Raw genomic sequence first — 22,939 nt, 5'->3', positions numbered from 1 at the left:
TGCCACCCGCCATTGTGTACAATTGCAGTGTTTTTTACGCGATACTTGCCAGCGACCCACTGTGCCGTATTACAGTCACGGTCAATTCGCCGCAGTTCTCCCGACTCGAGTGCCCATGAACGAACAGTTGCAACCCCTCAAGAAACAACCGCGAGCAGGCAAAGCCGGCCGCAGCGGTACCCAGGACGATATTGTCTACGCGCATATCTTCGAGGCCATCCTCGAACAGCGTCTGGCGCCCGGCACCAAGTTGAGCGAAGAAGCGCTGGGGGAAATTTTCGGGGTCAGTCGCACCATCATTCGCCGCGCGCTGTCGCGTCTGGCCCATGAAGGCGTGGTGTTGCTGCGTCCGAATCGCGGCGCTGTCGTTGCCAGTCCGAGTGTCGAAGAGGCACGTCAGGTGTTCATGGCGCGGCGGCTGGTGGAGCGGGCGATCACTGAGTTGGCGGTGCAGCACGCCACTGCCGAGCAGATTGCCGACTTGCGGCAGATGGTCAACGACGAGCGCGACAGCTTCTCCCGCGGCGATCGCGGTGCCGGTATTCGTCTGTCGGGCGAGTTCCACTTGAAACTGGCCGAAGCGGCGAAGAACGCGCCGCTGATCAGCTTCCAGCGCAGCCTGGTGTCCCAGACATCGCTGATCATCGCCCAGTATGAGAGCGGCAACCGTTCCCACTGTTCCTACGATGAACACACCCAGCTGATCGACGCCATCGAAGCGCGGGACGCGACGCTGGCGGTGGACTTGATGATGCATCACATGGACCACATCGACAGCAAACTCAACCTCGACGAAGAAAGCGCGTCGGATGATTTGCATGCGGTGTTCTCGCATCTGTTGCAGACCAAGAAACCGGGGCGTTCGACTGCCAAGCTATAAATCGGGCCGAGTCGCGATAGCGGTCTGACAGGCGACAAAAAAATCCCCCGCAATCAATGAATGCGGGGGATTTTTTATGCCTGAAAGACTTTAGCGCTGATGCACCAGACTCCCCGCCGCATACGTCTGCAGCACAGTCCGATCATCCCCCAGCGTCATCAACACAAACAACGTCTCGGCAATGTTGTTCGCCTGCTTTATGCGATAGCTCAGCAGCGGCGTGGCGTTGTAGTCCAGCACCAGGAAGTCCGCGTCGGTGCCCGGTTGCAGGGTGCCGATCTTGTCTTCCAGCCGCAGCGCGCGGGCGCCGCCGAGGGTGGCGAGGTACAGCGACTTGAACGGGCTCAGCCGCGCACCTTGCAGCTGCATAACCTTGTAGGCTTCGTTCAGGGTTTGCAGCAGCGAGAAACTGGTGCCGCCACCGACGTCCGTGCCCAGGCCGACATTCAGTTTGTGCTTCTCGGCCATCGGCAGGTTGAACAAGCCGCTGCCAAGGAAGAAGTTCGAGGTCGGGCAGAACGCAATCGCCGATCCGGTCTGTGCCAGGCGCGCGCATTCGTCGTCGCACAGATGCACGCCGTGGGCGAACACCGAGCGCTCGCCGAGCAGTTGGTAGTGATCGTAGACGTCCAGGTAGCCCTTGCGCTCCGGGAACAGTTCCTTGACCCACTCGACTTCCTTGAGGTTTTCGCTGATGTGGGTCTGCATGTACAGATCCGGGTGTTCGCTGAGCAACTGCCCCGCCAGTGCAAGCTGTTCCGGGGTGCTGGTCGGGGCGAAGCGCGGCGTGACTGCGTAATGCAGGCGGCCCTTGCCATGCCAGCGCTCGATCAGCGCCTTGCTTTCGACATAGCTCGACTCGGCGGTGTCGGTCAGGTAGTCCGGCGCGTTGCGATCCATCATCACCTTGCCGGCGATCATCCGCAGATCCAGTTGCTCGGCAGCCTCGAAAAACGAGTTCACCGATTGCGGGTGCACGCTGCCGAAGACCAGGGCGGTGGTGGTGCCGTTGCGCAGCAGTTCCTTGATGAAAATATCCGCCACTTCGTCAGCGTGAGTCTTGTCGGCGAACTGGCTTTCGCACGGAAAGGTGTAGGTGTTCAGCCAGTCCAGCAGTTGCTCACCGTAGGCGCCGACCATGCCGGTTTGCGGCAGGTGAATGTGGGTATCGATGAAGCCGGGGGTGATCAGTGCGTCCTGATAATGGGTGATCTCGATGTCGGCCGGCAGCGCTGGCAGCAATTCGCTGGCGTGGCCGATGGCGTTGATCTGGCCGTTCTCGACCACCAGCAGGCCGTCTTCGAAATACTCATACGAGGCTTCGATACCCACTTCGGCAGGGTCGGCGATGCTGTGCAAAATGGCGGCGCGGTAGGCTTTGCGAGTCATTGGCATGGGTGTTCTCAATTAGTTCGGAGCTTTTCAGTTCGAGGCTTTTCAGTTCGAAGCTCTTCAGTTAGAAGCTTGGCTGCGGCGTGAAGCAGGCAGCAGTTTGGCGATCGATGATCCGGCGCTGGCGGTGTGCTGGCCAAAATTCGCGTTGTAAGTGGCGATGATTTCGCCGGCGATGGAGATGGCGATTTCCACAGGCAACTTGCCTTTGACTTCGCCCAGCCCCATTGGGCAGCGCATGCGTTGCAGCACGGCGCTGTCGAAACCACGATCACGCAGGCGGTGTTCGAACTTCACCCGTTTGGTCTTCGAACCGATCAGGCCGAAGTAGGCGAAGTCATTGCGCTTGAGGATCGCGGCGGTGAGTTCGAGGTCGAGCTGGTGGTTGTGAGTCATGACAATGCAGTAGCTGCCAGCGGGCAGGTCATCGACTTCATCCAGCGGTTCTTCGGTGACGATTTTGCGCACGCCATGGGGGATCTGTTCGGGGAATTCGGCTTCCCGCGAATCGATCCAGCGCACCCGGCAGGGCAGGCTGGCGAGCAGCGGCACCAGCGCCCGACCGACGTGGCCGGCGCCGAATACAGCAATCTGCGCTTGCACCTGGCCCATCGGCTCGAACAACAACACGGTCACGCCGCCGCAGCACTGGCCCAGGCTGGCGCCGAGGCTGAAGCGCTCCAGATGGGTGTCCTGCCGGCCGCTGGCAAGCATCTCGCGGCCGACCTGCATGGCCTTGTATTCCAGATGCCCGCCACCAATCGTGTCGAATGTTTGCGTGGCGCTGATGACCATCTTCGAGCCGGCATTGCGCGGCGTTGAGCCGAGCTCTTCGATGATGGTCACCAACACACAGGGTTCACCCCGGTTTTGCAGGTCGGCGAGGGCGTCGATCCAGTTGTACATGTTCACCTCTCAAGATCGTTCCCACGCTCGGCGTGGGAATGCATCTCTGGACGCTCCGCGTCCGCTGTTCACAATGCGACGCAGAGCGTCGCGGGCTGCATTCCCACGCAGAGCGTGGGAACCATCAAACCACTACTTCCGACTCAGTTTCGACGGCCTTCACCGCCTTCAACTGACGCATCTGCTCACAGCCCCACAACACCCGCTCCGGCGTCGCCGGCGCGTCGATTTTCGGTTGATGCCGGTAGTTGCCCAAACTCGCCACGGCGTCCTTGATCGCGCACCAGACGGCGATGCCAAGCATGAACGGCGGCTCACCCACAGCCTTGGAATGGAACACCGTGTCTTCCGGGTTCTTGCGGTTTTCCACCAGCTTCACCCGCAGGTCCAACGGCATGTCCGCCACGGCCGGGATCTTGTAGCTGGCCGGGCCGTTGGTCATCAGTTTGCCTTTGTCGTTCCACACCAGTTCTTCCATGGTCAGCCAGCCCATGCCCTGGATGAAACCGCCCTCGACCTGACCGATGTCGATGGCCGGGTTCAACGAGGCGCCGACGTCGTGGAGGATGTCGGTGCGCAGCATCTTGTACTCGCCCGTCAGGGTGTCGACGATCACCTCGGCGCAGGCCGCGCCGAAGGCGTAGTAGTAGAACGGCCGGCCGCGAGCCTGGCTGCGGTCGTAGTAGATTTTCGGGGTCTTATAGAAGCCAGTGCTCGACAGCGATACCTGGGCGAAATACGCCTGCTGGATCAGCGCTTCGAACGTCAGGATGTGATCGCGAACCCGCACATGCCCGTTGTGGAATTCCACGTCTTCTTCGCTGACCTTGTATTGCCGCGCAGCAAATTCCACCAGGCGTTTCTTGATGATTTCCGCGGCGTTCTGTGCAGCTTTACCGTTGAGGTCGGCGCCGCTGGAAGCGGCGGTTGGCGAGGTGTTCGGCACTTTGTCGGTGTTGGTCGCGGTGATCTGCACCCGGTCCATTTCCACCTGGAATACTTCAGCCACCACTTGCGCAACTTTGGTGTTCAACCCCTGGCCCATTTCGGTGCCGCCGTGGTTCAGGTGGATGCTGCCGTCGGTGTAGACATGCACCAACGCACCCGCCTGGTTGAGGAAACTGGCGGTGAAGGAAATGCCGAATTTGACCGGGGTCAGCGCCAGGCCTTTTTTCAGGACCGGGCTGTTGGCATTGTAGCGACGGATCGCTTCGCGGCGCTCGGCGTACTGGCTGCTGGCTTCCAGTTCGGCGGTCATTTCCTCGAGCATGTTGTGCTCGACGGTCTGGTAGTAATGGGTGACGTTGCGCTCAGTCTTGCCGTAGTAGTTGGTCTTGCGCACCGCCAGCGGATCGAGGCCCAGATAACGGGCGATGGCGTCCATCACTTCTTCGATCGCAACCATGCCTTGCGGGCCACCGAAGCCACGGTAAGCGGTGTTCGACGCGGTATTGGTCTTGCAGCGGTGACCATTGATGGTCGCATCGCCCAAGTAGTACGAGTTGTCGGCGTGGAACATCGCGCGGTCGACAATCGACGCCGACAAGTCCGGTGAGCAACCGCAGTTACCGGCCAGCTCCAGGGCGATGCCGTGCAGGCGGCCGGTACTGTCGAAGCCCACGTCGTACTCGACGTAGAACGGGTGACGCTTACCGGTCATCAGCATGTCTTCAACACGCGGCAGGCGCATTTTGGTGGGTTGACCGGTCAGGTGCGCGATCACCGCGCACAGGCACGCCGGGCTTGCCGCCTGGGTTTCCTTGCCGCCGAAACCACCGCCCATGCGGCGCATGTCGACGACGATCTTGTTCATCGACACGTCCAGCACTTCCGCCACCAGTTTCTGCACTTCGGTGGGGTTCTGGGTCGAGCAGTAAACGATCATCCCGCCGTCTTCAGTCGGCATCACCGAAGAGATCTGGGTTTCCAGATAAAAGTGTTCCTGGCCGCCGATGTGCAGCGTGCCCTGGATGCGATGCTCGGCAGTGGCCAAGGCATTGGCCGAATCGCCACGCTGGTGGGTGTGGCTGTCGAGCACGAAATGGCGTTTGCGCAGGGCTTCGACCACGTCCAGAACCGGTTCGAGGTCTTCGTATACGATGATCGCTGCCATCGCGGCTTTGCGCGCGGTTTCCAGGTCTTTCGCGGCGACGGCGAGCACCGGTTGACCGACGAACTGCACGTCATCGATGGCCAGCAGCGGATCCCCCGGCAGCAGCGGGCCGATGTCTTTCAGGCCTGGCACGTCTTCGTGGGTGATGGCGATGCGCACGCCTTCGAATGCGTAGCAGGGCTTGGTGTCGATGCTGATGATTTTCGCGTGGGCGCGGTCCGACAGCCGTGCATAAACGTGCAGCTGATTGGGGAATTCCAGCCGATCGTCGATGTACTGTGCTTCACCGGACACATGCTTGGCGGCGCTGTCGTGCTTGACGCTGCGGCCGACTCCGGTGGTCAGGTCCTTGGCGAACAATTCAGCCAGTTCGGCTTGGGTCTTCTCTACAGCGTGATGATTAGACATAAGCGGTCACCCGAGTCTCGATGTGCGGTGTTTGCAGTTCGATGAAGTATTTGCGCAGGAGGTTCTGCGCGCTGAGCAGGCGGTATTCCTTGCTGGCGCGGAAGTCCGAGAGCGGTGTGAAATCTTCGGCCAGTGCGGCGCAGGCGCGTTCAATGGTGGCGTTGTTGAACGGTGCGCCAACCAGCGCGGCTTCGCAGTTTTTCGCGCGTTTGGGGATGGCCGCCATGCCGCCGAAAGCAACGCGGGCGTCGGCGACTACGCCATTGTCGATGCGGAGGTTGAAGGCTGCGCAGACCGCGGAAATGTCATCGTCCAGACGCTTCGATACCTTGTAGGCGCGGAACAGTTGTTCAGCGCTGGCGCGGGGCACGATGATCTTCTCGATGAACTCGCTTTCCTGGCGCGCGGTGACCCGGTAATCGATGAAGTAATCTTCCAAGGCCAGGGTGCGGCGAGTCTCGCCTTTGCACAGCACGATCTGCGCGCCAAGGGCGATCAGCAGCGGTGGCGAGTCACCGATCGGCGAGGCGTTGCCGATGTTGCCGCCGAGGGTGCCCTGGTTGCGAATCTGCAACGAAGCGAAGCGCTGCAGCAATTCGCCGAAGTCCGGGTACTCGGCTTTCAAAGCGTCGTAACAGTCGGAGAGGGCGGTGGCGGCGCCGATTTCCAGGCGATCGTCGAAGCGCTCGATGCGCTTCATTTCGGCGACGTTGCCGACGTAGATCATCACCGGCAAGGTGCGGTGGAATTGCGTGACTTCCAGCGCCAGGTCGGTACCGCCGGCCAGCAGGCGGGCCTGTGGATAAGCGTCGTAGAGGTCGGCCAGATCGGCCACGGTCAACGGCACCAGGCAGCGTTTGTCGCCACTGTTGAGTTCACCGATGTCGGTGGGGGCGATGGCTTTCAGGCGAGCGATGGTGTCCGCTTCGCGAGCATCGAACTGGTCGGGTTGTTTGCCGCAGCAGGATTGCTCGGCAGCGGCCAGGATCGGCCGATAGCCGGTGCAGCGGCAGAGGTTGCCGGCCAGGGCTTCATGGGCCTTGTGGGCGTCCGGTTGATCGCTGTTCTTTTGCAGTGCGAACAGCGACATGACGAAGCCAGGGGTGCAGAAGCCGCACTGCGAGCCGTGGCACTCAACCATGGCTTTTTGCACGCTGTGCAACTCGCCCTTGTGCTTGAGGTCTTCGACGCTGATCAGTTGCTTGCCGTGCAGCGACGAAACAAAGGTCAGGCAGGAGTTGAGGCTGCGATAGCGAATGTGTTCGCGGCCATCGTCATCCGTCTGCAACTCGCCGACCACCACGGTGCAGGCGCCACAGTCACCGCTGGCGCAGCCTTCTTTGGTGCCGGGTTTGCCCACATGTTCGCGCAAGTAATTGAGCACGGTCAGGTTCGGGTCCAGGGCGTGCTCGCTACGGAGTTCCTGGTTTAATAAAAACTGGATCACGGATGGCCTCGCAAACTCATTATTGTTGTTAACCGACATGAGCCGAATTTATCAGGTCTGACTTTTCGGTCAATGATTTTCTGACTTAAAGGTCAGGAAATGGCATTTTGTCGATCAACGACTCGTTCCTTCATTATTGACCCTCACGGGATAGCCTGCTTTTTGCTTGAATCGTGCCAAAAACCGCTGGGTGGGCACTCCGCCATGACCCATCAATTGCGCTACACTGCGCCGCTTGTGCAGATCGAAGAGTTTGAAGGACAACCATGACGTTCAAGGCGCCGGACAGCCTCGCCGAGCAAATCGCTCACCACCTCGCCGAACGTATCATTCGCGGCGAAATGAAGCCGGGGGAGCGCATTCAGGAACAGAAGGTCACGCTGGCGCTCAATGTCAGCCGCGGTTCAGTCCGTGAGGCCTTGCTGATTCTCGAGCGCCGCCACCTGATCGCGATTTTGCCGCGACGTGGCGCCCATGTGACCGAACTCACGGCGCACAAGGTGCAGAGCCTGTGCACGCTGATGAGCGAGTTGTACATCTTGCTCGGCAACGCCGTGGCTAGCGGCTGGCAAGTCCAGGCCGACATGGCGCCGTTCCTGCAGATCCAGCAGCGCCTGACCGACAGCTACGAACGCCAGGACATCCGCACGTTCGTCGACGACAGCTTCAGCGTGATGCGCGCCGCGTATCCGTTCGCCAACAACCCGTACCTGCAGGAAACCGTCGAGAATCTGCAGCCGGCCATGAGCCGTGCGTATTTCCTTGCCCTGGAGCAGCGCAAGGCCTCGATGAGCGAGTTCCTTGAACTGTTCGAACGCCTGCTGGCCGCCGTGCTGGCCCGTGACTTTGCGCAGATCCGCGTGGTGCTGACGGCGTATGCCCAGCGCAGTTGCGATCTGGTGGTTTCTGCCTTGACGGTCGCTTAAGCGTGCGGCTCAAGTGCATCAAACTGGCGGGGTTCAAATCCTTCGTCGACCCGACCACGGTGAACTTCCCCAGTAACATGGCGGCGGTGGTCGGGCCCAATGGTTGTGGCAAGTCGAACATCATCGACGCCGTGCGTTGGGTGATGGGCGAGAGCTCGGCCAAGAACTTGCGCGGCGAGTCGATGACCGACGTCATCTTCAACGGCTCCACCAGCCGTAAACCGGTGAGCCAGGCGAGCATCGAGCTGGTGTTCGATAACTCCGATGGCACCTTGATCGGCGAATACGCCGCCTACGCGGAAATTTCCATCCGCCGCAAAGTGACCCGCGACAGCCAGAACAGTTATTTCCTCAACGGCGCCAAATGCCGTCGTCGTGACATCACTGACATTTTCCTCGGCACCGGTCTCGGCCCGCGCAGCTATTCGATCATCGAGCAGGGGATGATCTCCAAGCTGATCGAAGCCAAGCCGGAAGACCTGCGCAACTTTATCGAAGAAGCGGCGGGCATCTCCAAGTACAAGGAGCGCCGGCGCGAAACCGAAAACCGCATCCGCCGCACCCACGAAAACCTGGCCCGCCTGACCGACCTGCGCGAAGAGCTCGAGCGTCAGCTTGAACGCTTGCACCGCCAGGCCGAGGCCGCCAAGAAGTATCAGGAATACAAAGGCGAAGAGCGTCAGCTCAAGGCCCAGCTGTCTGCCTTGCGCTGGCAGGCGCTGAACGAGCAGGTCGGCCAGCGCGAAGCGATCATCGGCACCCAGGAAATCACCTTTGAAGCCCTGGTGGCCGAGCAGCGCAACGCCGACGCGGCCATCGAACGCCTGCGTGACGGGCATCACGATCTGTCCGAGCGCTTCAATCTGGTGCAGGGGCGCTTCTATTCGGTCGGCGGCGACATCGCCCGGGTCGAGCAGAGCATCCAGCACGGCCAGCAGCGCTTGCGTCAATTGCAGGACGATCTGAAAGAAGCCGAGCGCGCGCGTCTGGAAACCGAATCGCACTTGGGCCATGACCGCACTTTGCTGCTGACCTTGGGCGAAGAGCTGGACATGCTCACGCCGGAGCAGGAAGTTACCAGCGCCGCCGCCGAAGAGGCCGCCGCCGCACTGGAAGAATCCGAAACCACCATGCATGGCTGGCAGGAGCAGTGGGACACCTTCAACCTCACCGCCGCCGAGCCCCGTCGCCAGGCTGAAGTTCAGCAGTCGCGGATCCAGCAGCTGGAAACCAGCATGGAGCGATTGGCCGATCGCCAGAAGCGTCTGGCCGAAGAGCGCGCGCTGCTTTCGGCGGACCCGGAAGACGCGGCGATCATGGAACTCAGCGAGCAGTTGGCCGCGTCCGAGGCGACGCTGGAAGACTTGCAGGCCAGTGAAGAGGCGCAAGTCGAACGTCTTGAGCAACTGCGTCAGGAGTTGCAGCAAGCGCTGTCGGCGCAGCAGCAAGCCCAAGGTGATTTGCAGCGGCTCAACGGTCGGTTGGCATCGTTGGAAGCCTTGCAGCAAGCCGCGCTCGATCCGGGCACCGGCACCGCCGAATGGCTGCGCGAACAGCATCTGGCGGATCGTCCGCGTTTGGCCGAAGGCCTGAAAGTTGAAGCGGGTTGGGAGCTGGCGGTGGAAACCGTGCTCGGCGCCGACCTGCAAGCGGTATTGGTGGATGACTTCGGTGATTTCGATCTGGCCGGGTTTGCCCAAGGCGATTTGCGCCTGCTCAGCCCGGCCAGCGATGGCGTGCGCATGCCCGGCAGTTTGCTCGACAAGGTCGAGGCGCAGATCGATCTGTCGCCATGGCTGGGGCAGGTCAAGCCGGTCGACAGTCTTGAGCAGGCCTTGGCCTTGCGCGGGCAATTGGCCGCCGGCCAAAGCCTGATCAGCCGCGACGGTTACTGGGTTGGCAGGCACTTTTTACGCGTGCGTCGGGCCAGTGAAGCGGAAAGTGGCGTGCTCGCCCGTGGCCAGGAAATCCAGCGGCTGGGGCTTGAGCGCGAAGAGCGCGAAGCCACGGTTGAAACTCTGGAAACCCAACTTCAGAATCTAAGGGCGCAACAGCGTCAGCAGGAAAACGGCCGCGAACATTTGCGCCGTCTGCTGCAAGACGAAGCGCGTCAGCAGGGCGAATTGAAAGCCCAGTTGTCGGCCGGTAAAGCCAAGGTCGAACAATTGACCCTGCGCCGTAGCCGTCTCGATGAAGAACTCACCGAGCTCAGCGAACAGCGCGCCCTGGAACACGAAAACATCGGCGAAGCGCGCCTGCAGTTGCAGGAAGCCCTCGACAGCATGGCGGTGGATACCGAGCAGCGCGAGTTGCTGCTGGCCCAGCGCGACAGCCTGCGCGAACGCCTCGACCGGGTGCGCCAGGAAGCCCGGCAGCACAAGGACCATGCGCATCAATTGGCGGTGCGCCTGGGGTCCCTGAAGGCGCAACACGATTCCACCCGTCAGGCTCTTGAGCGGCTGGAAATGCAGGCAGAGCGCCTGACCGAGAAGCGCGAACAGCTGAGCCTCAATCTGGAAGAGGGCGAGGCACCTCTGGAAGAGCTGCGGCTGAAACTCGAAGAGTTGCTCGACAAACGCATGACCGTCGACGAAGAGCTCAAGACCGCGCAAATCGCCATGGAAGACGCCGACCGTGAACTGCGCGATGCGGAAAAGCGTCGGACTCAGGCCGAGCAGCAATCCCAGTTGATTCGCAGCCAGCTCGAACAGCAACGCATGGAATGGCAAGCGTTGACGGTGCGGCGCAAGACCTTGCAGGATCAATTGCTCGAAGATGGCTACGACCTCAATGGCGTGCTCGCCACACTGGTGACCGGTGCCAGCGAGAAAGACGCCGAAGAAGAGCTCGAGCGTATTGCCGCACGGATTCAGCGCCTCGGCGCGATCAACCTCGCGGCCATCGACGAATACCAGCAACAATCCGAGCGTAAACGTTATCTGGATGCTCAGAACGACGATCTGGTGGAAGCACTGGACACTCTCGAGAACGTGATTCGCAAGATCGACAAGGAAACCCGGAACCGCTTCAAAGATACCTTTGATCAGATCAATGGCGGTTTACAGGCCCTTTTCCCAAAAGTTTTCGGTGGAGGCAGCGCCTATTTGGAACTGACGGGCGAAGATCTACTCGATACAGGGGTGACGATCATGGCGCGGCCGCCAGGAAAGAAGAACAGCACCATCCATTTGCTCTCCGGTGGCGAAAAAGCCCTGACCGCATTGGCCCTGGTATTTGCCATCTTCAAGTTGAATCCGGCGCCGTTCTGCATGCTCGATGAAGTTGACGCGCCATTGGATGACGCTAACGTTGGACGCTACGCACGGCTGGTCAAAGAGATGTCGCAGACGGTGCAGTTCATCTATATCACCCACAACAAGATCGCCATGGAAATGGCCGATCAATTGATGGGGGTGACGATGCACGAACCGGGTTGCTCGCGTCTGGTGGCAGTGGATGTGGAGGAGGCGATGGCCATGGTGGACGCCTGAGTCATTGGGTGTAGGGCAAGTAATTTTGAGCTGTAGGGCTTTTTTACCTGCCTTGATTTGATGGCTAATCGACATATTCGCGCCAGCCAATGTGACAGACGGTGTAAAGTTATCTTTGGTCGTGCTAGTTTAATGTCAATTTTTCGTATACGTGGGCAAAACGCCTGTCAGAACATAGAGTTGGCGCCACGTTTTAAAGCGGTTTACACAATGTAAACCCCTTATTTTTCAGCATTTTTTATAGAGGCACGGGATTACATGGAAATCGGTCTGCGCGAGTGGCTGATCGTCATCGGCATTATTGTCATTGCCGGTATTCTTTTCGATGGCTGGCGTCGCATGCGCGGCGGCAAGGGAAAACTGAAATTCCGTCTTGACCGAAGTCTGTCCAACCTGCCGGACGAGGACACCAGCGCCGAGCTGTTGGGCCCGCCTCGCGTGCTGGACACCCAGAAAGAACCGCAGCTGGACGAGCACGACTTGCCGTCGGTGAGCATGCCTGCCCGTGAACCGCGCGAATCGGGTTCCAAGCGTGGCAAGCGTGGCCATGGCGAGCCGTCGCAAGGCGATATGAACCTCAGCCTGGACCTGGACGGCGGCCCGAGCTTCAGCAGCCGTGACAACGATTTCCCGGATGACACCAAGTCCGCCAGCTCACCTGAAAAAGATCAGCCACAAGCCGAAGAAGTGCTGGTGATCAGTGTGATCTGCCGCGACCCGGCCGGCTTCAAGGGCCCGGCGCTGTTGCAGAACATTCTGGAAAGCGGTCTGCGTTTCGGCGAGATGGATATTTTCCACCGCCACGAAAGCATGGCCGGTAACGGTGAAGTGCTGTTCTCGATGGCCAACGCGGTCAAACCGGGCGTTTTCGATCTGGATGATATCGACCACTTCAGCACCCCGGCGGTGAGCTTCTTCCTCGGCCTGCCAGGCCCGCGTCATCCGAAGCAAGCCTTCGACGTGATGGTGGCGGCGGCACGCAAGCTGTCCCAGGAGCTGAACGGCGAACTGAAGGACGACCAGCGCAGCGTGCTGACCGCCCAGACGATTGAGCACTACCGTCAGCGCATCGTCGAATTCGAACGTCGCGCATTGACCCAGAAGCGTTGATCTGTAGGAGCCAGGTTTGCCGTACCGCTGGCTCCTGCAATGATTTGTACAGCATCAACAGATTGAGCAGCCTCGGCTGCTCTTTTGCTTTATGAGAGAACACCCATGACTGCCGCCGAAACCCGCATTCTAGAGCTGCGCGCCGAGCTCGATCAGCACAACTATCGCTACCATGTGCTGGATGAGCCGAGCATTCCGGACGCCGAATACGATCGCTTGTTCCATGAACTCAAGGCGCTCGAAGCGGCCCATCCCGAACTGATCACCAGCGACTCGCCGACCCAGCGCGTCGGCAGTGCGGCGCTGTCGGCGTTCACTCAGGTGCGTCATGAAGTGCCGATGCTCAGCCTTGGCAACGCCTTCGAAGAAACCGACATGCGCGAATTCGATCGCCGGGTGACGGAAGGTCTGGACTTGCCGGTCGGCGACCTGTTCGGTGGCGGCGCAGCGGTGGAGTACAGCTGCGAACCCAAGCTCGATGGCCTGGCGGTCAGTCTGCTGTATCAGGACGGTATGCTGGTGCGCGGCGCTACTCGCGGCGATGGCACCACCGGCGAAGACATCAGCGTCAACGTGCGCACCGTGCGCAATATCCCGCTCAAGCTGCACGGCAGCGGCTGGCCGGCGACCCTGGAAGTGCGCGGCGAAGTGTTCATGTCCAAGGCCGGTTTCGAGCGGCTCAACGCCACGCAACTGGAAGTCGGCGGCAAGACCTTCGCCAACCCGCGGAACGCGGCGGCAGGTAGCTTGCGGCAGCTGGATTCAAAGATCACCGCCAACCGACCGCTGGAATTCTGCTGCTACGGCATCGGCCAGGTTTCCGCCGATATCGCCGACACGCACATTGGCAATCTGCAGCAACTCAAAGCCTGGGGTATGCCGATCAGTCATGAATTGAAATCGGCTCGTGGCATCGATGAGTGCCTGGATTACTACCGCGACATCGGCGAACGCCGCAATGCGCTGCCCTATGAAATCGACGGCGTGGTGTTCAAGGTCAACAGCATTGCCTCCCAGCGCGAGTTGGGTTTTCGTGCTCGCGAACCGCGTTGGGCTATCGCGCATAAATTCCCGGCGATGGAAGAACTCACCGAGTTGCTCGATGTGGAGTTTCAGGTCGGTCGCACCGGTGCCGTGACGCCGGTAGCACGCTTGAAACCGGTCAAGGTCGCCGGCGTTACCGTGGCCAATGCGACGTTGCACAACATGGATGAGGTCGCGCGGTTGGGGTTGATGATCGGCGACACCGTGATCATCCGTCGCGCCGGTGACGTTATTCCGCAAGTGGTGCAAGTGGTCATCGAGCGTCGTCCTGAGGATGCGCGACCGGTACAGATTCCCGAGCAGTGCCCGGTCTGCGGTTCGCATGTCGAGCGTACGCAGCTGGTCAAGCGCAGCAAGGGGCGCGAGACTGTCAGCGAAGGCGCGGTGTATCGCTGCGTCGGCCGTCTGGCCTGTGGTGCGCAACTCAAGCAGGCGATCATTCACTTCGTTTCGCGTCGCGCCATGGACATCGAAGGGCTGGGCGAGAAGAGCGTCGAGCAACTGGTGGATGAAGGTCTGGTGAATTCGCCAGCCGATTTGTACGCATTGACCTTCGAACAAATCGTCGACCTTGAAGGCTTTGCCGAGCTGTCGAGCAAGAACCTGCTCGGCGCCATCGAAGACAGCAAGCAGCCGAGCCTGGCGCGGTTCATCTATGCCTTGGGTATCCCTGATGTCGGCGAAGAGACGGCCAAGGTGCTTGCGCGGTCTCTCGGCTCGCTGGAGCGTGTTCAGCAGGCGTTGCCGCAAGTGCTTACGTATCTGCCGGATGTCGGGCTGGAAGTAGCTCACGAGATTCACAGCTTCTTTGAAGATGCGCATAACCGACAGGTGATTGCCAATCTGTTGAAGCACGGCCTGCAGATTCAGGATCAGGGGGAGTTGGGTGCCGAGTTTGCGGCGAGCACCACGCTTGGCGGTTTTCTCGATAAGCTGAACATTCCTTCGGTCGGACCGGGCGGGGCGCAGAAGCTTGCCGACAAATTCGGCTCGCTAGAAGCGGTAATGAATGCGGATTGGCTGGACATGCGCCAGGCGCTACCGGAGAAGCAGGCGACTTCGGTTCGGGAGTTCTTTGCAGTGCCGCAAAATCGTCAGCTCGCCGAGGCCGCCGAAAAGCAGCTGCGCGATTTCGGCATGCATTGGCAGAGCGAGAAAAAAGTCGTCGAAGGATTGCCGCTGGCCGGACAGACCTGGGTGCTGACCGGTTCGCTGGAACTGATGAGTCGCGATGTCGCCAAGGACAAACTTGAAAGCCTCGGGGCCAAGGTGGCCGGTTCGGTATCGGCCAAGACCCATTGCGTGGTCGCCGGACCGGGCGCAGGTTCGAAGCTGGCCAAGGCTAATGAGCTGGGGTTGAAGGTGCTGGATGAGGAGGCGTTTGTCGAGTTTCTTGGCAGGCACAATATTTCGGTTTAACTGATCGTTCCCACTCTCTGCGTGGTAACGCATCCCGTGACGCTCTGCGTCACAGCGGACGCGGAGCGTCCGGGGCGGCATTCCCACGCAGAGCGTGGGAACGATCATGTCTGAGCAATGATCTAGTCTTGGCAGTCCCCAAAGAGAGATCGCCATGTACCGCTTCTTCGAACAGCTCAGCTCGCGCATCGCCGCGCCCTTCATGGGTGAGCATTTGCGCAACAGCAAGGTCTGGCATTGTCGCTGCGGGCAGTCGCTGTTCTTTCGCAACAGCCAGTGCCTGGCCTGTTCGGCGGCGCTGGGCTATCAGCCGCAGCAAAGTCGCTTGTCATCGCTGCAACCCGGCCCGCAAGCGGATACCTGGTTGCTCGACGCCGACCCTGACGCCGGTATTTTCCGCCGTTGCGCCAATCTCGATTCCCCGGCTGCGTGCAACTGGTTATTGCCGGCCAATCATCACGATGGGTTGTGCATCGCCTGTAGCCTGAATCGCACCATCCCCGACCTGTCGATTTCCGAGAATCACGAGCGCTGGCGCAAAGTGGAAACCGCCAAGCGTCGCCTGGTGGCGCAGTTGCTCAGCCTGGGCTTGCAGGTCATTCCCAAAACGGTGGACGAAGGGGCTGGTCTGGCCTTCGATTTCATCGGTATCGACCTCGAAGGCAAGCCGCCGACCACCGGGCACGCCAACGGCCTGATCACGCTCGATATCAAAGAAGCCGACGACGCCCACCGCGAGCAGGTTCGCGTGCAGATGCACGAACCCTATCGCACGCTGCTCGGTCACTTTCGGCACGAGACAGGGCATTACTACTGGGACCGGCTGATCGCCAACAGTGCCTGGCTGGAACCGTTCCGCGGCCTGTTCGGCGACGAGCGTGCCAGCTACGCTGAGGCTCTTGAACAGCATTATCAACAAGGTGCGCCGCTCGACTGGCAGCAACATTACGTCAGCGCCTACGCCACCATGCACCCTTGGGAAGACTGGGCGGAAACTTGGGCTCACTACCTGCACATGATGGATGCGGTGGACACCGCCCTGGGTTTTGGCATGAGTGCCCAGGAAATGGATTTCGACTATCAGCCGTTTCCGCCCAGCACGCTGTTCGATCCGCAGCACCCCGGCGGTCCGGCGTTCCTGTCGTTCGTCAATGCGTGGATCGAACTGGCCGGCATGCTCAACGAGCTGTCACGCAGCATGGGGCAGCCGGATTTCTATCCGTTCGTCTTGCCGCCGGCGGTGATCGCCAGGCTGCACTTCATTCACCTGGTGATCCAGCAAGAGGGTGGCCGGGCGGATGAAGTGTTGGTGCAATAGGATCAAAGGATCGCGGCCTGGTCGCGATCTTTTGAAGGCCGGCGCATGTCCTTGAAGCAGCTCATGTTTTTTAATCCGCCCGAACGGTTGTAACTTCGTCTCAGATAGGTACAATGGCGCGGCTCGCCGTCAGGTGAGCGTCGTTATGGTGACCCCATCGGTCCCCCCGCAACGATTACCCGTGAACCTGGTCAGATCCGGAAGGAAGCAGCCACAGCGGGAACATTGTGTGCCGGGGTGTGGCTGGTGGGGTTGCCTCCATAACGCAACACGAACCCTCTCTCGTGTTTTCTATCTAAAAATACTGTTTTTCTTTACCTGCCATGGAGTTCATCCAGGGCGGCTTTTCGTCGTTTCCGAATGAAACAGCGGGATATATAAAAGGAGGCCGATCTGTCGCGTTCGACAGGTCGGCCTCCTTTTTTATTTGTTAGCATCAAGGCTTGGACAAGGCCTGGTCAACCGCTGCGATCAGCTTTCCCAGATCCTTCGGGGTGGCTTTGTGTATGACGTTGAACAGGTACGCTCGCTGTTCATCCTCGTCGCCTAGATCTGCGAAAAAGGCTTTCAGCTTCACACCCAGCACGTCGGCAAGCAGGAACAATGCTTCCACGCTGGGGGTATAGGTGCCAGTTTCGAAGCGGCTGATGGTTTTGGGGTCAAAACCGGTTTTTTCGCCGAGTTCAGCCTGAGTAAGCCCTGCGACCTTGCGGTAGCGTCGGATGGCTGGACCCAAACTTGAAATTTGCATCGCTCAATTCCCATTTAGAATCAAGAACTTAACGATAGATTTTTGCATTAGGCAACTGCATGATCCATCACCTTGCTTTGCAAAATGTGATGCATTTCGTAGAATCGCCGCTTCGGAGGGGGTTTTGGTGATCTGCTGTCTGAAGTTTAGGCGATATGAAACAGCCAGCATTGTCTTCCCTTGCCGGGTGTGCAGAGAAGCCGTTGGCGGTCTGAAACCCTCGCGAAATGTTACCAGAGTCGGTGTTGCTACCTTGCCCGAGACTAGTTGATCTTCGGCGGTCCGGGGGCCATCAAATGCTGTTCATGGAGTGATAACGTGTCTCTGCGCTGTACGTCTCAAAACATCTCTTCCGGGCATCCTGCACTGGTCGAGCGGTACCTCCGCTAGCGACAGTGAGCCTCACTCATGGATGAGAAATACCGCAGGGCCGTGGATGCCGCCGCAATTTTTTCCGAGACTGATCTGAACGGCCGGATTACTTACGTCAATGATCAATTCTGCGTCGTGTCCGGCTACAGCCGCGAGGAATTGCTGGGGCAAAACCATCGCCTGCTGAACTCCGGCCTGCATTCCGCCGATTTCTTCGCTGCCATGTGGCGCACCATTGCCCTGGGCAATATCTGGAAAGGCGAAATCTGTAATCGCGCCAAGGATGGCAGGTTGTATTGGGTCGACAGCACCATGGTGCCGGTGCTCGACGACACCACCGGGCTCGTTGATCGATACCTGTCGATTCGTTTCGACATCAGCGAAAAACGCCAATTGCTGCAATCCCTGCAATGGCGAGTCGGGCATGACGTACTGACCGGGCTGCCCAATCGCGCGTTCCTGTCGGATTTGCTGGATCAGGCGCTGGAATTCTCCCGGCAGGAAAACATTCCGCTGGCAGTGTGCATGCTTGACCTCGACGGGTTCAAAGCGGTCAACGACGGCTACGGTCACGCCAGTGGCGATATGTTGCTGGTGGAAGTGGCCAAGCGTCTGCGTGACATTGTGCGCGGCGAAGATGTGGTGGCACGATTGGCCGGTGACGAGTTCGTGCTGGTGTTGCGTTACGTGCGTGATCTGCCGGAATTGCGCGCGGCGTTGAGTCGCGTGCTGGGGGCGATCTCGGCGCCTTACACATTGCACGGCAAGGACATCAATGTATTTGCCAGTATCGGCGTCACCCTGTTTCCCCATGACAATGAAGATGCCGAAACCCTGCTGCGCCACGCCGACCAGGCGATGTATGTGGCCAAGCAGCGCGGGCGAAACCGCTTTCATCTGTTCGATGTGTCCCGGGATCAAGAGGTCAAGGCCACGCACCAGACCGTCGAGCGGGTGCGTCAGGCGCTGGTCGCCGGTGAATTTCGCCTGCACTTTCAGCCCAAGGTGAACATGCGCCGTGGCGAGGTCGTCGGTTTCGAGGCCTTGTTGCGTTGGCAGCACCCGCAAAACGGCATGGTGCCGCCCCGGGAGTTTTTGCCGCTGGTAGAGGATACCGACCTGATCATCGATATCGGCGAATGGGTGATGGACCAGGTGCTGGCGCAGTTGCACCGCTGGCAGCAAGCGGGGCAGGGCTGGCCGATCAGTATCAACATCGCGGCGCGACATTTTCAGCGCGCGGATTTCGTTGACCGGCTCAGACAGGTACTCGCTCGGCATGCTCAGGTTGCCCCGCGGATGCTCGACCTGGAAATCGTCGAGTCGGTGGCGATCGAGAATATCCAGCATGTCAGCGCCTGTTTGCAGGCCTGTCAGGCGTTGGGGGTGCAGTTTTCCCTGGGTGATTTCGGCACCGGTTATTCGTCCCTGAGTTATCTCAAGCGTTTACGCACCCAGACTATCAAGATCGACAAGTCATTTGTGCGTGACATTCTGAATGACCGGGATGACCTGGCCCTGACCACGGCGGTGATTGGCCTGGCCCGCGCATTCGGTCGGCAGGTGATTGCCGAGGGGCTGGAAAGCCTTGAGCACGGTGAGTTGTTGTTGCGGCTGGGGTGCGAAGTCGCTCAAGGCTATTTCATCGCCCGTCCGATGCCGCCCTCCGAGGTGCCGGCCTGGGTGGCGGGGTTTGTCGCCCCGTCGCAATGGCAGGCACTCGATCAAATAGCCTGACTCGCTCTATATAGCAGCCTTCGGCAGCTGCTACGGGGTCGGGTTACCGGTATAGAGCCGGATGATGTCATTGATCTCCCCCGACGTTTTCATTTGCTGCAACGTACGCAAAATGCGTTGTACTGGCACTTTGGGGTCATTGCGCACGTAACAACTGATAGGCTGTTCCTGCACCAGCGCTACGCTTTTCAGTTGCTGGTCGGGCAGCAGGCGCTGGTTGAACCAGTCCAGGGTCCATTGGTTACTCACCGCGTAGCGATAGCGTCCAGCCAGCAGCTTTTCCAGCACCTGTTCCTGATTGCGTGCGTCCTCGCGGTGCAGCCGGTTGGCGTCGAACAGCGGTTGCAGGGTCGGGTAGCTATAGCCGAGCACGGTGCCGATCGACTGTTGTGGCAGGTCCGCTGGATTAACAGAGTCGGGTGGGCCTTGCCGGCCAATCAGCATGTCGCGCTGAACCAGCAGCGGAACGCTCCAGATATAGTCGCCGGACGGGGTCGGCAGCCAGTCTTGTGAGACGAAACAGCGCACATCGGCTTCGCCGTGTTCCATGGCGTTCTGTACTCGCGGCCGAGGCAACACGTGAAATTGCGCCGGCGCGCCGACCTGAGTCGCCAGGCTAAGCATGATGTCGTGCAGAATGCCCTGGGTCGGCCGGTCGCGCTCGATTTGCACCAAGGGCATGGCCCAGCTGTCCGGCACGACAAAGCGCAACGGCACTTCGGCGGCCGCGACGCTCAGGCTGACTAATAGCAGTGCCCCCAAGGCAAAGTGCATAAATGCTCCGGTACGGCTCAAGCCTGAGCTGATAAAAGCTCCTCAAAGTGCAGCTTAGCCAGAATAGACGAGCGCACCGGATGCAATTTTGGCCTTGCTCCGCTAGCATTAGCCGCTTCTGCTTCCTTCGCTGCGACGGTTTTCGATGAGTTATCAGGTTCTTGCACGTAAATGGCGTCCGCGCTCGTTCCGCGAAATGGTCGGCCAGACCCATGTGCTCAAGGCTCTGATCAATGCCTTGGACAGCCAGCGGCTGCACCACGCCTACCTGTTTACCGGTACCCGCGGGGTCGGCAAGACCACCATCGCGCGGATCATCGCCAAATGCCTGAATTGTGAAACAGGTATCACTTCGACGCCCTGTGGCGAGTGCTCGGTGTGCCGCGAAATCGATGAAGGCCGCTTCGTCGACCTGATCGAGATCGACGCCGCGAGCCGGACCAAGGTCGAAGACACCCGCGAACTGCTCGACAACGTGCAGTACGCGCCGAGCCGCGGGCGCTTCAAGGTCTACCTGATCGACGAAGTGCACATGCTTTCCAGCCATTCCTTCAATGCGCTGTTGAAAACCCTCGAAGAGCCGCCGCCCTACGTCAAGTTCATCCTGGCTACCACCGATCCGCAGAAACTTCCTGCAACGATTCTCTCGCGGTGCCTGCAGTTCTCCCTGAAGAACATGACCCCTGAGCGGGTGGTCGAGCATCTGAGCCATGTGCTGAGCGTCGAGAACGTACCGTTCGAAGACGATGCGCTGTGGCTGCTGGGTCGCGCCGCCGACGGTTCGATGCGCGATGCCATGAGCCTGACCGACCAGGCCATCGCCTTCGGTGAAGGCAAGGTTCTGGCCGCCGACGTGCGGGCGATGCTCGGCACCCTCGATCACGGCCAGGTCTACGACGTCCTGCATGCGCTGATCGAAGGCGACGCCAAGGCGTTGCTCGAAGCCGTGCGCCATCTGGCCGAGCAAGGCCCGGACTGGAACGGCGTGCTCTCGGAAATTCTCAACGTGTTGCACCGTGTTGCCATCGCCCAGGCCCTGCCTGAAGGTGTCGACAACGGCCATGGCGACCGTGATCGCGTATTGGCACTGGCCCAGGCACTGCCGGCCGAAGATGTGCAGTTCTATTACCAGATGGGCCTGATTGGTCGCCGGGATTTGCCGCTGGCACCGGATCCGCGCGGCGGTTTCGAAATGGTCCTGCTGCGAATGCTCGCATTCCGGCCAGCAGACACCGAGGGCGCTCCGAGGCAACCGCTAAAGCCAGTGGGGATCAGCCAGGCCACAGTTGATTCCGCAAACTCAGTGGCTGCCGCGCCGATTGTTGCGCCGGTAGTCGCTGCGGCCGTGGCACCGGTTCCAGTGGCGCCCGTGGTTGCACCAGCACCTGTCCCGGCCGTTGCGCCTGAACCCGTCGCGCCGGTGGTCGTGCCTGAGCCCGAGCCAGTGGTCGAGCCCGTAGCGGTCGAAGAAGTCGTCGATCTGCCCTGGAACGATCCGGTAGAGCCTGAGGTTGTCCAGCTGCCCGCCGTCGAGCCGGTGCTGGAGACGGCCGGCGAACAACCCGAATTACCACCGATGCCCATGCCGACGCCGGACAGCGTGGTGCCGGATGCGCCTGAGTGGGCCGCTGCGCCGATTCCGGAACCGTCCGTGGCCGAAGTCGATGCCGCCACGCCAGGCATCGACCTGGATGACGAACCGCCGCTGGACGAGGACTACATCGAGCCGGACATGGATTCGGCCTACAGCTACCTCGACGATCTGGCCAGTGAGCACACCGCCGAACCTGCGGCGCAGCCCGAGCCTGAACCGGCCGCGATGCCAGCCACCGGCCTGGCCCTGCAATGGCTGGAGTTGTTCCCGAAATTGCCGGTGTCCGGCATGACCGGCAGCATCGCCGCCAACTGCACGCTGATCGCCGTCGATGGCGACAATTGGCTGTTGCATCTGGACCCGGCTCACAGCGCCTTGTTCAACGCGACGCAACAACGTCGTCTCAACGATGCGCTGAACCAGCACCACGGGCGCACGCTGACCCTGAGCATCGAGCTGATCAAGCCTGAGCAGGAAACCCCGGCCCAGGCAGCGTCCCGGCGTCGTGCCGACCGTCAGCGCGAGGCCGAAGAGTCGATCCATGGCGATCCGTTCATCCAGCAAATGATGCAGCAGTTCGGAGCGGTGGTCCGTCACGATACTATTGAACCTGTCGAGGTCCTGGTCAGTCAGGGCTAATAACTGAAGGCGCTTGGCCGCACTCGCCGGGCGCTGTTTTTATCCAAGTACTTTTGAGGTGATTCCCATGATGAAAGGTGGCATGGCCGGCCTGATGAAGCAGGCGCAGCAGATGCAGGAAAAAATGGCCAAGATGCAGGAAGAGCTGGCCAACGCCGAAGTCACCGGTAAGGCCGGTGGCGATATGGTCACCGTGGTAATGACCGGTCGTCACGACGTCAAGCGCGTGACCATCGACCCAAGCCTGGTCGAAGGCCTGAGCGAAGACGACAAAGAGATGCTGGAGGCTGTATTCGCCGCCGCCGTCAACGATGCCGTGCGCAAGATCGAAGCCAACAGCCAGGACAAAATGGGCAGCATGACCGCTGGCATGCAACTGCCACCGGGTATGAAATTGCCATTCTGATTCGCCAACGCGCGTCGGATGGGTTAAAAAAAATGCCAGGCATCGCGCCTGGCATTTTTGTTTCTGCCCGCGGTTTACCCTGTGGCGAGGGGGCTTGTCGGAACGCCGCACCGCCCCGTTCGGCTGCGCAGCAGTCGTTAAATCAGTCAATACAGTTTTTGATGCTGGGCCCGCTTCGCGAGCCAACGGGGGCAAGCCCCCTCGCCACAGGG

The 22,939-nt window shown here is 60.2% G+C and carries 15 protein-coding genes and 1 other RNA gene; 10 read left to right on the top strand and 6 right to left on the bottom strand.

Features of this window, described 5'->3' with window-relative positions; genetic code table 11:
* Nucleotides 1-115 precede the first annotated feature (115 nt).
* Nucleotides 116-880: a GntR family transcriptional regulator gene (locus AC1RL4_RS07695; RefSeq protein ID WP_007941070.1), complete on the top strand. Its 765-nt coding sequence runs from the start codon at nt 116-118 to the stop codon at nt 878-880.
* A 90-nt stretch (nt 881-970) separates the two neighbouring features.
* On the opposite strand, the gene guaD is transcribed toward AC1RL4_RS07695, so the two are convergent.
* From guaD to xdhA, 4 genes are all read right to left on the bottom strand, one after another.
* Nucleotides 971-2,269, bottom strand: a complete 1,299-nt coding sequence (gene guaD / locus AC1RL4_RS07690) for a guanine deaminase (RefSeq protein WP_230174234.1) — start codon at nt 2,267-2,269, stop codon at nt 971-973.
* 63 nt (nt 2,270-2,332) lie between these two features.
* Nucleotides 2,333-3,178, bottom strand: a complete 846-nt coding sequence (xdhC, locus tag AC1RL4_RS07685) for a xanthine dehydrogenase accessory protein XdhC (RefSeq protein WP_230174184.1) — start codon at nt 3,176-3,178, stop codon at nt 2,333-2,335.
* A gap of 124 nt (nt 3,179-3,302) precedes the next feature.
* Nucleotides 3,303-5,699, bottom strand: a complete 2,397-nt coding sequence (xdhB, locus tag AC1RL4_RS07680) for a xanthine dehydrogenase molybdopterin binding subunit (protein WP_230174182.1) — start codon at nt 5,697-5,699, stop codon at nt 3,303-3,305.
* A complete protein-coding gene (gene xdhA / locus AC1RL4_RS07675) occupies nt 5,692-7,146 on the bottom strand; it encodes a xanthine dehydrogenase small subunit (protein ID WP_461771618.1) in 1,455 nt (484 codons plus the stop codon). Before xdhA ends, xdhB begins: the two co-directional genes overlap by 8 nt.
* A gap of 266 nt (nt 7,147-7,412) precedes the next feature.
* Here xdhA and AC1RL4_RS07670 point away from each other — a divergent pair, with 266 nt between their 5' ends.
* The 6 genes from AC1RL4_RS07670 (at nt 7,413) to ffs (ending at nt 16,706) form a co-directional block, all read left to right on the top strand.
* Nucleotides 7,413-8,072: a GntR family transcriptional regulator gene (locus AC1RL4_RS07670; RefSeq protein WP_018925281.1), complete on the top strand. Its 660-nt coding sequence runs from the start codon at nt 7,413-7,415 to the stop codon at nt 8,070-8,072.
* 2 nt (nt 8,073-8,074) lie between these two features.
* Nucleotides 8,075-11,563, top strand: a complete 3,489-nt coding sequence (smc, locus tag AC1RL4_RS07665) for a chromosome segregation protein SMC (RefSeq protein ID WP_230174178.1) — start codon at nt 8,075-8,077, stop codon at nt 11,561-11,563.
* A 258-nt stretch (nt 11,564-11,821) separates the two neighbouring features.
* A complete protein-coding gene (zipA, locus tag AC1RL4_RS07660; protein WP_230174176.1) occupies nt 11,822-12,673 on the top strand; it encodes a cell division protein ZipA in 852 nt (283 codons plus the stop codon).
* A gap of 105 nt (nt 12,674-12,778) precedes the next feature.
* A complete protein-coding gene (gene ligA / locus AC1RL4_RS07655) occupies nt 12,779-15,136 on the top strand; it encodes an NAD-dependent DNA ligase LigA (protein ID WP_019579887.1) in 2,358 nt (785 codons plus the stop codon).
* Between the two features lie 154 nt (nt 15,137-15,290).
* The gene (locus AC1RL4_RS07650; protein ID WP_230174160.1) at nt 15,291-16,454 is read left to right on the top strand and encodes a zinc-binding metallopeptidase family protein; all 1,164 of its coding nucleotides are present in this window, start codon (nt 15,291-15,293) and stop codon (nt 16,452-16,454) included.
* Nucleotides 16,455-16,609: 155 nt separating this feature from the next.
* An RNA gene (ffs, locus tag AC1RL4_RS07645) (signal recognition particle sRNA small type) lies at nt 16,610-16,706 on the top strand.
* 184 nt (nt 16,707-16,890) lie between these two features.
* Here ffs and AC1RL4_RS07640 read toward each other — a convergent pair.
* Nucleotides 16,891-17,205, bottom strand: a complete 315-nt coding sequence (locus AC1RL4_RS07640; RefSeq protein ID WP_018925286.1) for a helix-turn-helix domain-containing protein — start codon at nt 17,203-17,205, stop codon at nt 16,891-16,893.
* Nucleotides 17,206-17,613: 408 nt separating this feature from the next.
* Here AC1RL4_RS07640 and AC1RL4_RS07635 point away from each other — a divergent pair, with 408 nt between their 5' ends.
* Nucleotides 17,614-19,314, top strand: a complete 1,701-nt coding sequence (locus AC1RL4_RS07635; protein ID WP_019579889.1) for a putative bifunctional diguanylate cyclase/phosphodiesterase — start codon at nt 17,614-17,616, stop codon at nt 19,312-19,314.
* A gap of 30 nt (nt 19,315-19,344) precedes the next feature.
* Here the strand turns inward: AC1RL4_RS07635 and AC1RL4_RS07630 are convergent, their stop codons facing one another.
* Nucleotides 19,345-20,088, bottom strand: a complete 744-nt coding sequence (locus AC1RL4_RS07630) for a substrate-binding periplasmic protein (protein WP_096479819.1) — start codon at nt 20,086-20,088, stop codon at nt 19,345-19,347.
* Between the two features lie 145 nt (nt 20,089-20,233).
* Here AC1RL4_RS07630 and dnaX point away from each other — a divergent pair, with 145 nt between their 5' ends.
* Both dnaX and AC1RL4_RS07620 read left to right on the top strand, forming a co-directional pair.
* Nucleotides 20,234-22,321 (top strand): DNA polymerase III subunit gamma/tau, encoded by a 2,088-nt coding sequence (gene dnaX, locus AC1RL4_RS07625; protein ID WP_230174152.1) that lies wholly within the window; start codon nt 20,234-20,236, stop codon nt 22,319-22,321.
* 67 nt (nt 22,322-22,388) lie between these two features.
* Nucleotides 22,389-22,727 carry a YbaB/EbfC family nucleoid-associated protein gene (locus AC1RL4_RS07620; protein WP_007933349.1) on the top strand — a complete coding sequence of 113 codons (339 nt, stop codon included), beginning with the start codon at nt 22,389-22,391 and terminating at the stop codon, nt 22,725-22,727.
* Nucleotides 22,728-22,939: the final 212 nt, after the last annotated feature.

The organism is Pseudomonas sp. GW822-FHT07A10 (assembly GCF_058798795.1).
Note: the sequence above shows the minus strand (reverse complement) of the source record. Positions and strands in the feature narration are given on the sequence as shown.

What these genes read in the sequence shown, in the direction of transcription:
- AC1RL4_RS07630 (WP_096479819.1), bottom strand. Translation starts at nt 20,088, where the DNA reads ATGCACTTTGCCTTGGGGGCACTGCTATTAGTCAGCCTGAGCGTCGCG.
- ligA (WP_019579887.1), top strand. Translation starts at nt 12,779, where the DNA reads ATGACTGCCGCCGAAACCCGCATTCTAGAGCTGCGCGCCGAGCTCGAT.
- AC1RL4_RS07650 (WP_230174160.1), top strand. Translation starts at nt 15,291, where the DNA reads ATGTACCGCTTCTTCGAACAGCTCAGCTCGCGCATCGCCGCGCCCTTC.
- zipA (WP_230174176.1), top strand. Translation starts at nt 11,822, where the DNA reads ATGGAAATCGGTCTGCGCGAGTGGCTGATCGTCATCGGCATTATTGTC.
- xdhC (WP_230174184.1), bottom strand. Translation starts at nt 3,178, where the DNA reads ATGTACAACTGGATCGACGCCCTCGCCGACCTGCAAAACCGGGGTGAA.
- AC1RL4_RS07670 (WP_018925281.1), top strand. Translation starts at nt 7,413, where the DNA reads ATGACGTTCAAGGCGCCGGACAGCCTCGCCGAGCAAATCGCTCACCAC.
- guaD (WP_230174234.1), bottom strand. Translation starts at nt 2,269, where the DNA reads ATGACTCGCAAAGCCTACCGCGCCGCCATTTTGCACAGCATCGCCGAC.
- AC1RL4_RS07635 (WP_019579889.1), top strand. Translation starts at nt 17,614, where the DNA reads ATGGATGAGAAATACCGCAGGGCCGTGGATGCCGCCGCAATTTTTTCC.
- AC1RL4_RS07620 (WP_007933349.1), top strand. Translation starts at nt 22,389, where the DNA reads ATGATGAAAGGTGGCATGGCCGGCCTGATGAAGCAGGCGCAGCAGATG.
- dnaX (WP_230174152.1), top strand. Translation starts at nt 20,234, where the DNA reads ATGAGTTATCAGGTTCTTGCACGTAAATGGCGTCCGCGCTCGTTCCGC.
- AC1RL4_RS07640 (WP_018925286.1), bottom strand. Translation starts at nt 17,205, where the DNA reads ATGCAAATTTCAAGTTTGGGTCCAGCCATCCGACGCTACCGCAAGGTC.
- AC1RL4_RS07695 (WP_007941070.1), top strand. Translation starts at nt 116, where the DNA reads ATGAACGAACAGTTGCAACCCCTCAAGAAACAACCGCGAGCAGGCAAA.
- xdhB (WP_230174182.1), bottom strand. Translation starts at nt 5,699, where the DNA reads ATGTCTAATCATCACGCTGTAGAGAAGACCCAAGCCGAACTGGCTGAA.